We start from the raw sequence: 12574 nt of genomic DNA, 5'->3' as shown, positions 1-12574 counted from the left end.
ATGAAATTATTTAATAAACATATATTTCTTGGATTATTTTCTCTTTCAATCATGACTTCTTGTCAGAAATTGACTGAAGTAAATGTTAATCCAAATGAAGCGACAACAACCCACCCGCAAGCTTTATTGACGAAGGTAGAATGGGATGCTTTTCGGACCTGGCATGGTACCTCACCACTATATGCCTTGAAAATGATTGTGCAAACAGATGGTGAAAATGCGAATCAAATTTATAATTGGCAAAGGGGAAGCTTTGAGCAATATGGTAATCTTCGCAATATTACCAAGATGACGGAAGAAGCTGAACGTATTGGCGCTGAAAGTTATTTGGCATTAGCAAAATTTTTCCGTGCGTATTATTTTTATAATCTTACCTTAACGTTTGGTGATGTCCCTTATTCAGAAGCAGCAAAGGGTGAAAATTCGGCAATTTTTGCGCCGAAATACGATACACAGAAAGACGTTTTGGTGGGTGTATTGAAGGAGCTCGAGGAAGCAAGTATTATTCTGAAGAAGAACAATAACACCATAAATGGGGATATTATTTATGGTGGAAATAGTGGCAATTGGAACAAGTTAGTCAATTCATTTCGCCTAAAAGTATTATTGACGCTTTCGAAGAAAACGACTGATCTTCCATTTAATGCAGCAACAGAATTTTCAAAAATATTTACCAATGAGTCTAGAATCACTGATGTTAGTGGTGCTGAAGATGGGCAACTCATCTTTTTGAATCAAGAGGGTAATCGCTATCCTGAATTTAACTCTAGCGGTTATGGATCGGGAATGTATATGGATTCCACTTTTATCCAACGATTGCAGGACCTGAAAGATCCGCGGTTATTTGCCGTCGCTACACAAACAAGACTGGGTAAAGAAGCGGGTAAAGCGATTAATGACTTTACGGCTTATGAAGGCGGTGATCCGATTGTTCCTTATGCACAGGTGAATGCAAAAGCCGTATTAGGTAAATTATCGAAAGTCCACGAACGATTTTATCAAGATCCCACAGCTGAGCCATTGGTCTTATTGGGCTGTTCGGAGATGCAGTTTATTTTGGCTGAAGCCATTTTGAAAGGTTGGATAACGGGCGATCTCAATGCAACGTATACCAAAGGAGTACAGGCATCGTTCAAATTTTATGAAAAGTATGCGAAAAATTTGGGAACTTATACAAATGAAGCACAAGCGGCCAAATATCTTGAACAAAATTCGGTAAGTCTTGACGGAGCTAGCTCCAATGAGCAAAAGCTCGAACGTATCTTGATGCAGAAATACCTGCGCTCATTTCATCAGGGGGGATACTCGGCTTATTTTGATCATTTGCGCACGGGATATCCGAGTTTCCGTAAATCGGCGAATGTGAAAACAGCCTATCGCTGGATGTATCCTCAAGATGAGTACAATAATAATACGGCGAATGTATCTGATGCGATCAAATCACAATTTGGCGGAAATGACAATATTAATTTACAGACTTGGTGGTTAAAATAATGGATTCAAGGAGGGTATTTTTAAAAAAAGCAGCCATGCTGGCAGGGAGTACAGTCGCCATAAACTGGCTGCCTGAATCAATACAAAAAGCCTTGGCGATTGAAGCTCCAAAAGGATCAACTTTTTTGGATGCCGAACATGTTGTCTTTTTGATGCAGGAAAACAGATCGTTTGACCACTGTTTTGGAACTTTGAAGGGTGTACGTGGCTTTAACGATCCCCGCGCGATGAAATTGCCGAATGGCCTACCTGTATGGATACAAGGAAATAAGGAAGGTGCATATTTTGCACCTTTCCATTTAGATATCGTCAATAGTAAATCGACTTGGATGGGGTCGCTTCCGCATGGTTGGCGTGATATGGTTGCTGCTCGTCATGACGGGAAAATGGATAATTGGTTGGAAGCAAAGAGCTCTGGCAATTCAGAATATAAGGCTATGCCTTTAACAATGGGTTATTATAACCGTGCGGATATTCCTTTTTATTATGCTTTTGCAGATGCATTTACAATTTGTGACCAGCATTTTTGTTCTTCACTGACGGGAACGAGCGCTAATCGATCGTATTTTTGGACTGGTACAGTGCGCGAAGAACCCCGTAATCCCGAATCTGTTGCGCATGTAGACAATGGTCAGATCAACTACAAGGATGTCAAATGGAAAACCTATCCTGAACGACTGCAAAAAGCAGGGGTCTCGTGGAAAGTTTATCAAAATGAACTAAGTTTACCAGTAGGCTTTAAAGGAGAAGAGGAAGATTGGTTGGCCAATTTTACAGATAACAACCTGGAGTTTCACCAACAATATGGTGTAAGATATCATTTGGCACATTATCAGTGGATGAAAGAACGGGTAAAAGAGCTGCATAAATTTTTGGAAACAAATCCAAAAGAAGAATTGCTGCACAAAGCCAAAGCGGAATTGGAGGATTTGAAAAGGGATGTCATTCATTATACGCCCGAGAATTTTGAAAAGCTATCCCAGTTCGAAAAAGATATCCATCACAATGCATTTGTGACTAATCTAGCTGATCCCAACTTTCACAAACTTGATAAATTAAGTTATAAAGAAGGTGGAAAGCGGCAGGAAGTTGAGGTGCCAGCCGGAGATGTTTTTTATCAGTTTAGAAAAGATGTTGAAGATCGCCAATTACCTACAGTGTCGTGGTTAGTGGCACCTTGTCGTTTTTCGGATCATCCGGGCTCACCTTGGTATGGGGCATGGTACGTATCCGAAGTCCTCGATATATTGACCAAAGACCCTGAGGTTTGGAAAAAGACAATTTTCATCTTAACTTATGACGAAAATGATGGATATTTTGACCATATCGCTCCTTTTGTTCCGCCATTGAGCACGAACAAAGATCAGGGTGCCGTGTCAGAAATCGACACTTCGGATGAATATGTTACGCTAGAACAGGAGCGAAAAAGGAAAAATAGTAATCATGTAAGTTTTGAAAGTCCTATTGGTTTGGGCTATCGCGTACCAATGGTGATAGCTTCACCCTGGTCTAAGGGTGGTTGGGTCAATTCCGAAGTTTTTGACCACACCTCCTGTCTTCAATTTTTAGAACATTTTTTGGAGAAGAAAACGGGTAAGGTGATACGGGAAGAAAACATCAGTCAATGGCGAAGAATGGTCTGTGGCGACTTAACAACGTCTTTTCGTCCTGTAGATAACATTTCCAAAACAAGGCTTAATCCGGTAGACAGAGACGGGTATGTTGAACGTATATTCTCCGCCAGGAATAAAAAGCTCCCAACAGATTTTGTGAAAATCGACAGCCAAAAACTGGAGGAAATCAAATCGACAGGTCAGTATCATGCAGCTATGCAGATGCAAGAGCAGGGATGGAAGGATGCTTGTGCTTTACCTTATGAATTGCAGCTAAAAGTACAGCATACACCAACGATGCTTTCCATCAGCTCAACCTTGGAAAGAAGGCTCAATACAGCTAAAGCGGGAGCGGGTCTGCCTTATCATGTTATTTCCTATGTGGCGTATGATGGCCATGCGGCGGGTAAAGTTTGGAATTTTACGGTACGGGAAGGGGATCAATTAGCGTATGAATGGGAACTCGATAAAATTGTAGGAGAGTACATATCATTTGCATTGCATGGCCCTAATGGTTTCTATCGTGCGATTGAAGGCGCAAAGTCGCATATTCCAGCTATTGATGTGTATACGAAAGTAGTTGCTGGAAAGCCTATTCTTTGTGTACAATCAGAGTCGCTAAATTGGGATTTATTTCTTAAAGACTGTTCCTATGATCTTTTCCATGCGAAAGCAATGCGCAAGGATGATCCTGCTTTGGTTGAAATCGATTGCAGCAAGAGTGAAGGTTGGTATGATATCGAAATAACGTGTTCAGAAGATCATGCGGTCAAATTCCGCTATGCTGGACATATAGAGACTGGTAAATCAAGTAAGACAGACCCGTTAATGGGTAAAGTAGAATTATAGCTGAACCAATTAAATACTAGGACGAAAGCGCTGTTTCACGATCGATGAACACAGCGCTTTCTCTTTTGCAAAATAGAGCAAGATTCTTTTTGTGTGGATTCGGGCAAAAATGGGATTTGTGTCTCTTGTGTCAAAACGTTATTTTTATGGTTTGGATCGTAGTTCATTACAGAGAGCTACACATCATGACGAATATGGAGGAGCAAAAAATTATTTTGGTTGAAGATGAACAGGATGTTGCTGATTTGATCGTACAAGGCTTAGGCGAGGATGGCTATAGGGTCATTCATCTGGGGCGTTCGGAAGGTCTGGAACAGCTTTTGGCGAAGCAAGATGTCTCTCTTGTGCTATTGGACATTCTTTTGCCGGGAACCAATGGCCTGGATATTTGTAAGCAGATCAGACAGTGGGGGTATACCGATTTACCTGTTATGATGCTGACTGCACTTGGTACTCCAGAAAATGTGGTGCTCGGACTCGATAATGGTGCCGATGACTATCTTTCCAAGCCCTTTAAGCTCATTGAATTGAAGGCTCGGATACGTTCATTGATCCGCAGGCAACAGTCTATCGTACAGGCAACACAACGTGAGTTACAGCCCTCGAAAGACACATTTAGTTATGGTTTTCTGAGTATCGATGATTATAAAAAAATAGCCTACTGTGAGGGGCAGGAACTCAATCTGACAAGTACAGAGTATCGTTTACTCTTGTTGTTTATTCAGAGCCCCAAAAAGGTATTTGAGAGAACGGAGCTTTTGGACAAAATATGGGGGATAAATTTCGATATTGGATCAAATGTCGTCGATGTTTATGTGAATTATTTGAGAAAAAAGATTGAAAAAATAACGAGCAAAAAAGCGATCCACACGGTTATTGGTATGGGATATGTTCTAAAAATAGAAGACTGAATATTTAAAAATGCACAATTACAATCGAAAGCTTATTTATCTCATTGCAATTCTGGTCATTTATGTGAGTTGTTTTGTTGGCTTTATTTTTTATTCCGTTACAAATTTTGCTTTTACAGATTTTTATAAACGGCTCGATCTGCGGCGAAATATTGCTGCTGAAAAATTTCTGAATAGTAAATCCGCCTCCCAGGCTGATCAGTGGAGCCTTGATTTTATAGAAAATCTCAATAATCAGCATGAATTTTTGGTGGAATTTGATAGCAATGGTGCTATTTTAAGAAGCCAAGGATTTCATCAAGAACTTTGGGATAAAATCAATAAAAAAGGAAGCTCAAATTTCAAGTCGGGTAATCAATTCTATTCAACTAAATATTTTTCGCAAAATGGTCGAAAGTATATTGTGGGCGCTTCCGCTGAAAATTACTTTTATACACACCATTTGGCCTACCTTCGTAATCTGCTTATTATAAGTCTGATTTTGGGGATTCTCTTTATATTCGTTGTTTCGGTTTTTATGAAACGTTCGTTCTTAAAGCCAATACTAACCATGATGAAAGAGGTGCAAGAGATTGGTTCGGAAAATCTTTATAAACGATTGGATGAGGATAAATACAAAGGTGAGCTTCATGGCCTGGCACTCACATTTAACCGGATGTTGACGCGCTTGGAAACTTCTTTCGAAACACAAAAGAACTTTATCAGCAATGCATCACATGAGCTAAATACACCATTGACATCCATCATAGGACAGGCAGATCTTGCTTTATCCAAAGAACGAACAACAGCGGAGTACCAACGAACATTATTTAAGATCATTGAGTCGGCAGAGCATTTGGAAAAGAAAACAAAAGCACTTTTACTGTTGGCGCGTACAGGTTTTGTTAATAATGCGACCGCATTTAGCCCCGTTCGTATTGATCAGATCGTGATGGACGCCGAGCTGACTGTTAAGGCCATCAATGATAAATTTAAGATTATCACAGATTTCAGTCTATTACCAGATGATAGTATGCGACTTAAGGTGAATGGAAATGCAATTTTGTTACAGCTTGCGCTATCCAATATTATCAGCAACGCGTGTAAGTATTCATCCGATAGAACCGCTTATATTGCTTTAGGGGCATTGGACAATAAAGTCTTTATTCTAATAAAAGACAAAGGTATCGGAATACCCTCCCGCGAATTGGATCATATCTACGATCCTTATTTTAGAGCGTCCAATACGAGTGGCATTGACGGTTATGGTATTGGACTTCCTTTGGCCAGAAATATTATTAAGTTGCATGGTGGTACATTGAAGGTCAATTCTGTTGTGAGTGAAGGCACCACTGTAGAAATTGAACTACCCACTTACCTTCGATTTTAATGTGGTTTTAATTTCAACTGCATTTCTAATCTCATTTTAATACTGTTGCTCGCTTTCTAATGGAAAGCTAATTTTAGATTCATTCCGTTGCCATATGTGCGTTTTAACTTTGTTAAAAAAAGGCATGGCTAAAACAACGCGTATATTAATACCTAGTGATTTTACAGTTGACTCACTCCATTTTGTGCGTCAAAGTATTGAAGAGTCAATGGCTGATTCTATCGATATTATTCTTGTGTATGGCAATAAAAGCAGCACTTCTGCGAGTGAATTACTCGGAATTGGATTGGAAGATCAACTGGAAACACTTCAATCTGAATCTTTTTTAAAAGCCTGTAGCGGAATCTATCAACGCTATAAAAACCGTAAGCTCAGTATTTTTGCGGATATTTTGGGTACCGATAACAGTCATTATTTGCAGCATTACCTCAAAGGGCAGTCTGTGAATGAGGTCATAATACCACGCGATTATACCTATAAAAAGAAAACACGCAATTTTTTTAATGTCGCTATTGCACTCCGTAAAGTCGAGAGTCAAATTCCCTCTACAATTTCATTTAAGGAACAACCAAGTATTAGAAACAGAGAGATCGGACTAATTGAATGATCGATCGGAGTTTTTACTGTTGTTTTTAGCTGAAATTCATCATTTATAACTTATCTTCTATCTATTTTTTATGGGGCATATACAAGGCGGACCATCACCTTTGCAACGGTTGGCTAGCTTATTACATACTGAACGGAAAACGATCAATTATATATTTATTTATGCCATCGTCATCGGTATTTTTAGTTTGACTATTCCAATAGGGATAACAGCTATCTTTAATTTTTTAAGCAATGGAGCGATGTATAGCTCTACCTATATCTTAATTGCTTTTGTGTTATTTGGCGTGATTGTGGGCGGGGTATTATTGATCGGACAATTGACCTTAGTCGAGTATTTAGAGCAGAAAATCTTTCTAAAATCGGCGGTTGAATTTTCTTATCGCCTGCCGAGAATTAAACCTAAAGAGTTACTTGGAAAAAATCTTGTGGAGTTGGTCAACCGATTTTTTGATGTTATCATTATCCAAAAGGGAATTATCAAACTTTTGATCGATATCATCGCTGCAGTGGTGACAATTTTCTTTAGCGTGGTCTTATTATCATTTTATCATCCTGCATTTCTGGCCTTTGGCCTTATTGTCATTTTTTCTGTTATTACGATACTTGTTTTATACTATAAAAGAGGGTTGAAAACAAGTATTGAAGAGTCTGAATACAAATATGAGACGGTAGCCTATTTGGAAGCTGTTGCCGGACAAATTGACCATTATCGTGCTGATGAGACGAAAATGAACGAAGTGACAAAAACAACAGATTATATTGTCAGTAAGTATTTAGGGGCGAGGAACGATCATTTTAAGGTTTTAAAGCGTTTTTTTATTGGTTCTGTCCTACTTCGCACCCTGTTGTTTGGAGCGATGCTCTTGCTTGGATCTTATTTTGTTGTTGAGCGGCAAATGACTTTTGGTCAATTTGTTGCTGCTGAAGTTGTCATCGTTCAAATTGGTTATGCCATTGAAAAACTGATGACAAATTTGAATACTATTTTTGATATGCTTACTGGAGTTGTCAAATTGGCGGCTGTAACGGATCTTGCGTTGGAGGAGGACGCTGCGGTTTATGTTGATTAATAAGGATCGTTCGAGTCAGAAAACGCTCTCATGGAGAGATCTTTCCCATGATGCGGTTGATAAGTTATTGAAAGAGCGGGGATCCCTAGTCTTGGGGCGAATTCTTGTGTTTTCTGGGATTGTTTTTGTACTAGCACTTTTTCTCCCATGGAGGCAGACAATTCCTGGAGTAGGAACGGTTACTGCTTTACGTCCACAAGATAGACCACAGACTATCCAAAATCAGATTGGTGGCCGCATTGAATATTGGGCCGTTACTGAGGGGCAGGAAGTGAAGAAAGGTGATACGATTTTAGTGCTTTCGGAGACTTCTCAATCTTATTTTGATCCCATGTTACCATTGCGGTTAGAAGAGCAATTGAATGCCAAACAAAGCGGAGAAAATGCTGCTAATCAAAAAATGAAAGCCACTGAAGCACAGATTGAAGCATTGAAAAATGGGCTTGATTTTCAGCTTGCGTCAGCTAAAAATAAGGTGATCCAAGCTCAAAATCTGGTAAAAATAGATAGTGCAGAATTGGTCGCTGTCATGAGTTTTTTTGAGACCAGTGAAAAGCGGCTCAAACGGTACGAAGAGGGCTATCGTGACGGCTTATTTTCGTTAACAGATATCGAAACAAGGCGTTTAAATCTGCAAAATGATCGAGCTAAAGTAGTAAGTGCAGATAACAAGTTGTCGAATTCAAGACAATCATTAACAAATGCCAGTATCGAATTAAACAACATCCGCGCAAAGTATAATGAATCATTGGCGAAAGCGCAGTCCGATTTAAGTTCGGCTTTTTCCTCCAAAGCCTCAGTACAAGGGGATATCGCCAAACTGAGAAATGAGATATCCAATATTGATGTACGACGGGGGTTATATGTCGTGAGGGCTCCACAAGATGGTTTTATTGTAAAAACCTTTAAGGCAGGAATTGGTGAAAATATGAAGGAGGGTGAGTCCGTTGCGACATTACAGCCTAAAAAACCACAGCTTGCCGTAGAACTTTATGTAAACGCAATGGATGTCCCACTGATTGAGCCGGAAAGTGATGTAAGGCTACAATTTGATGGCTGGCCATCGATCCAATTTTCCGGATGGCCGTCTGTCGCGGTCGGTACCTTTGCTGGAAAAGTTTCAGTCATCGATAAAGTGAGTAGTACGAATGGCCGATTTAGGATTTTGATACGTGCAACAGTTCCTGTTCCGGAAGGAGATGAACCCTGGCCTGTTCAGTTAAATCAGGGCTCAGGTGCTTATGGAAGGGTTATTTTAAATAAAGTCCCATTATGGTATGAGATATGGCGACAGTTGAATGGCTTTCCGCCGAGTTTGGAAAGAGAACCAAAAGAAAGTGAGAAAAAGTAATTGTTATATGAATAAATTGAATTTTATTTTTATCGTGTTGTGCTTTTTTTTCTCTCCTCATCTTTCGGCTCAGGAAAAGGAGTATGGAGCAAGGAATACTTTTACCGTGGATGACATGGAAGAGCTTTTAATGGCCAATCATCCAATCGTTAAACAAGTGAATCTGCTGAGTGAAACTGCAAAAGCCCAGGTAACACAGGCTTTAGGGAAGTTTGATCCGACGTTAAATTCCAGTTTTAAAAATAAGCATTTTGGCAATACGGATTATTATAATCAGTGGAATAGTGAGCTAAAAATTCCTCTTTGGTTAGCTGGCGCAGATCTGAAAATTGCTTATGATCGAAATGTTGGTGATTATACAAACCCGCAATCCCGAACAAATAATGCAGGGCTTTCCGCAATCGGTTTAAGTATTCCATTGGGGCAAGGTTTAATCGTCGATAGCAGAAGAAATACGCTGCAGCAGGCAAAGGCTATGATCAGCTACCTCGAAGGCGAAAAGATAAAACAAATAAATGCCATTTGGTTTCAGGCACTTTCAGATTATTGGAATTGGTATTTTGCCTATCAGCAGTATCAGCTTTTATTGGAGGGTGTAAAATTGGCTGATCAACGGTTTAAAGCAATCAGTGAGCAGACGACGCTGGGAGATAAACCTGTAATTGATTCCATCGAAGCTTCGGTCGTTGTAAAAGAACGGCGGATAGAACTTTCAAAGTATGAAGTTGAACTTAAAAACGCGAAAATTGTATTGTCCAATCATCTGTGGAATGATCAACAATTTCCAGTAGAACTTCCCGATCATGCCATACCGCATAAGCTCGAAGATCCTGTTATTTTGCCAGATAATAGTGTGATCGAGGCGCTACTTGATTCGGCAAAAATTGCTCATCCCGAAATGATAAAGTTGGCGAGTAAAAATCAACAACTTCTATTTGAGGAACGTTATCGAAAAGAAATGCTTAAACCTAAATTCAATGTGTCAGGCACGCTCATTTCTAGCCGTCACGGTTTTAATGACTTTGTACCGCCGCAGTATGATTTTAATTGGCAGAATTATAAAGTAGGTTTTGAATTTGCATTTCCACTTTTTATTCGCGCCGAACGTGGGAAGCTCAAAGAGGTCCGGATTAAGCAAGATCAGCTACGATTTGAACAAGCTGTGACCGAGAGAAATATTTACAATGAAGTCGTTAAAAAATATAATGATTTAAATGCTTACAGTAAACAGATTGAACTTCAATCGATCAATATAAGTAATCAGGAACTGCTTCTTAGGGGGGAATTAAATAAGTTTGAACTGGGTGAATCAACCTTGTTTGTTGTTAATAGTAGGGAAAACAAGCTGATCGAAATGCGGATCAAGCAAGAGAAGCTGGTTACGGACTACAGAAAGGCACTAGCGGAATTATATTACAAAGCCGGAACTAAATTTTAATCCCATTTTAATCTGCATCTTTTTTTTAATCTCATTTTAATATCGGTCTTAAAATTCTAATAGAAAGTTAATTCCAGATTCATTCGGTTGCCATGATGACCTATTAATTTTGTATAAAAATAATTGGATATGGCAAAGGCAATGCGTGTATTGATTCCAAGTGATTTTACGATTGATTCACTTTTTTTTGTGATTCATAGTATAGAGCAATCGAAAGCCGAAGAACTTGATATCATTCTTGTCTATGGTAATAAGAGCAGTACATCGATCAGCGAACTATTGGGAATCACATTGGATGACCAACTCAGTAATCTTCAATCGGAGGACTTTTTGAAGGCCTGCCAGATGATCTGTCATCGTTATGAAAATCGTAAGCTAAATATCTATACAGATATCATCGGCTCTGACAATCTCAATTATTTACAACATTATTTGCGCGGAGCTCGGATTGATGAAGTCAAAGTTCCCACAGATTATGAATTTGAAAGAAGAACACGGCATTTTTTCGACGTCGGACAGGCTTTGCTTCACTTGAGTAAAAGTAAACAGAAGAATGTCTCGATTGTCGCAAGACCTGGGACAAACAGAACAGGAGGAAATGTCTTGGCGGATTTATTTTTTAACAAGAAATGGGATGTTAACTATTAAGAGAAAAATATTAGCAAGGTTCAACTTCGTCTTGTTGTCCTTTTTGCTTTTAGGAGCTAGTTCAATGGTTATGTTTTATGAAAACCCCGAGCGGCTTTTAGAAGGAGAGTGGGAAGAGCAAGGTTGGTACTTTGAGAAAGTGGAGAAGTCTCCAACGTTCAAAAAACAGGCGGTTATCCATGAGGGAATAAAAGATGCTGCAATCGCTCACCTTCCACCCTTGCAGGATGGATTATGGCATTTTGAAAAAATGGGTGACAAAAATTTTATTGCCCATCATGAGGACAAACAATACAATTGGTTTTTGAAGGGACGAGGCCATATCCTTGAGCTTCGGAAAAATGATGAGCTTATAGAGAGCTTTGTCATACAAAAATTGAATAAAAACCAATTGATACTGCATCTTAACTTGGATATGCAGACGAAAGGAATCGCACGAATTGTGCTGAAAAAAGGAGGAAAGGAAAAATATGCTGAGAAAATATAGCAATCATAGAACGATTCAAGATAATATCAAATTAGGGGGAATAACTGCATTCTCTGCGGGAATGGTCAATGTCGCATCTGTCATTGTCTTTTTCTCGTTTACATCCAATGTAACAGGTTATTATGCGGTTTTTGCGCAAGAGATTGCGAAAGGAAATTGGTATCAAGGTGCAGTAGTGCTATTTTGGATTTTACTTTTTCTAGTCGGGAGTATGCTTTCGAATCTTATCATCATTCATGGTAAAGGACGTTTTAGCTCCTATCTGACACATTCCATTCCTTTGGCATTGGAAATACTGAGTATATTATTTGTCGGGATATATCTTGATGTATTTTATGAAGATTCTTTGAAAGAAACAGAGATACTTGTCGGTGCATTGCTGTTTGCAATGGGATTGCAAAATGGTTTAACAGCGAGCATATCGAATTCTGTTGTGAAAACGACACACTTGACAGGGCTAACGACAGATTTAGCAATATTGATTTCGATGTTCACTAAGGAGTCGAACCGAAGCAATAAGACATTGGTCGACAAATTCCATTTACTGCTGAGTATCGTGGGAGCCTATGTCATGGGAGGGCTTGTGAGCGGTATTTCATTCACCTATTTATCGAATAAGACATTTTACGTGGTTTGTTTTGTTCTTTTAATCATTGGTTTGTACGACCATTACAAATTGTATCTATTGAAAAAGCAATTTGTGAATCGTCATCGTCAGCCAGTGGCAGCTTAGTT

The 12574-nt window shown here is 39.2% G+C and carries 11 protein-coding genes; all 11 read left to right on the top strand.

All coding sequences use genetic code 11. The features are described 5' to 3' along the window. A complete protein-coding gene (locus L1283_RS06475; protein WP_286850548.1) occupies positions 1 to 1494 on the top strand; it encodes a SusD/RagB family nutrient-binding outer membrane lipoprotein in 1494 nt (497 codons plus the stop codon). Next, positions 1494 to 3956, top strand: coding sequence for a phosphocholine-specific phospholipase C (locus L1283_RS06470; RefSeq protein WP_208734189.1), 2463 nt, complete (start codon positions 1494 to 1496; stop codon positions 3954 to 3956). Before L1283_RS06475 ends, L1283_RS06470 begins: the two co-directional genes overlap by 1 nt. 146 nt (positions 3957 to 4102) lie before the next feature. Beyond that, positions 4103 to 4867: a response regulator transcription factor gene (locus tag L1283_RS06465; RefSeq protein WP_227550161.1), complete on the top strand. Its 765-nt coding sequence runs from the start codon at positions 4103 to 4105 to the stop codon at positions 4865 to 4867. A gap of 10 nt (positions 4868 to 4877) precedes the next feature. Continuing rightward, positions 4878 to 6236 (top strand): HAMP domain-containing sensor histidine kinase, encoded by a 1359-nt coding sequence (locus L1283_RS06460; RefSeq protein WP_075993474.1) that lies wholly within the window; start codon positions 4878 to 4880, stop codon positions 6234 to 6236. A gap of 124 nt (positions 6237 to 6360) precedes the next feature. Continuing rightward, entirely contained in the window at positions 6361 to 6843 is a 483-nt protein-coding gene (locus tag L1283_RS06455; RefSeq protein ID WP_075993473.1) for a hypothetical protein, read from the top strand. 70 nt (positions 6844 to 6913) lie between these two features. Continuing rightward, the gene (locus L1283_RS06450; protein WP_075993472.1) at positions 6914 to 7915 is read left to right on the top strand and encodes an ABC transporter transmembrane domain-containing protein; all 1002 of its coding nucleotides are present in this window, start codon (positions 6914 to 6916) and stop codon (positions 7913 to 7915) included. Then, on the top strand, positions 7905 to 9266 hold the full coding sequence (locus L1283_RS06445) for an HlyD family secretion protein (RefSeq protein WP_075993471.1): 1362 nt from the start codon (positions 7905 to 7907) through the stop codon (positions 9264 to 9266). Before L1283_RS06450 ends, L1283_RS06445 begins: the two co-directional genes overlap by 11 nt. A 7-nt stretch (positions 9267 to 9273) precedes the next feature. Next, a complete protein-coding gene (locus L1283_RS06440) occupies positions 9274 to 10704 on the top strand; it encodes a TolC family protein (protein ID WP_088162275.1) in 1431 nt (476 codons plus the stop codon). A 129-nt stretch (positions 10705 to 10833) separates the two neighbouring features. Beyond that, complete coding sequence (locus L1283_RS06435) at positions 10834 to 11352, top strand: hypothetical protein (RefSeq protein ID WP_088162274.1); 519 nt, start codon at positions 10834 to 10836, stop codon at positions 11350 to 11352. Next, complete coding sequence (locus L1283_RS06430; protein ID WP_075993468.1) at positions 11339 to 11839, top strand: hypothetical protein; 501 nt, start codon at positions 11339 to 11341, stop codon at positions 11837 to 11839. The genes L1283_RS06435 and L1283_RS06430 overlap by 14 nt, the downstream gene beginning before the upstream one ends. After that, positions 11823 to 12572: a YoaK family protein gene (locus L1283_RS06425; RefSeq protein ID WP_088162273.1), complete on the top strand. Its 750-nt coding sequence runs from the start codon at positions 11823 to 11825 to the stop codon at positions 12570 to 12572. Before L1283_RS06430 ends, L1283_RS06425 begins: the two co-directional genes overlap by 17 nt. The last annotated feature ends 2 nt before the right edge of the window (positions 12573 to 12574 follow it).

The organism is Sphingobacterium sp. HSC-15S19, assembly GCF_050433745.1.
GTDB lineage: Bacteria > Bacteroidota > Bacteroidia > Sphingobacteriales > Sphingobacteriaceae > Sphingobacterium > Sphingobacterium siyangense.
Note: the sequence above shows the minus strand (reverse complement) of the source record. Positions and strands in the feature narration are given on the sequence as shown.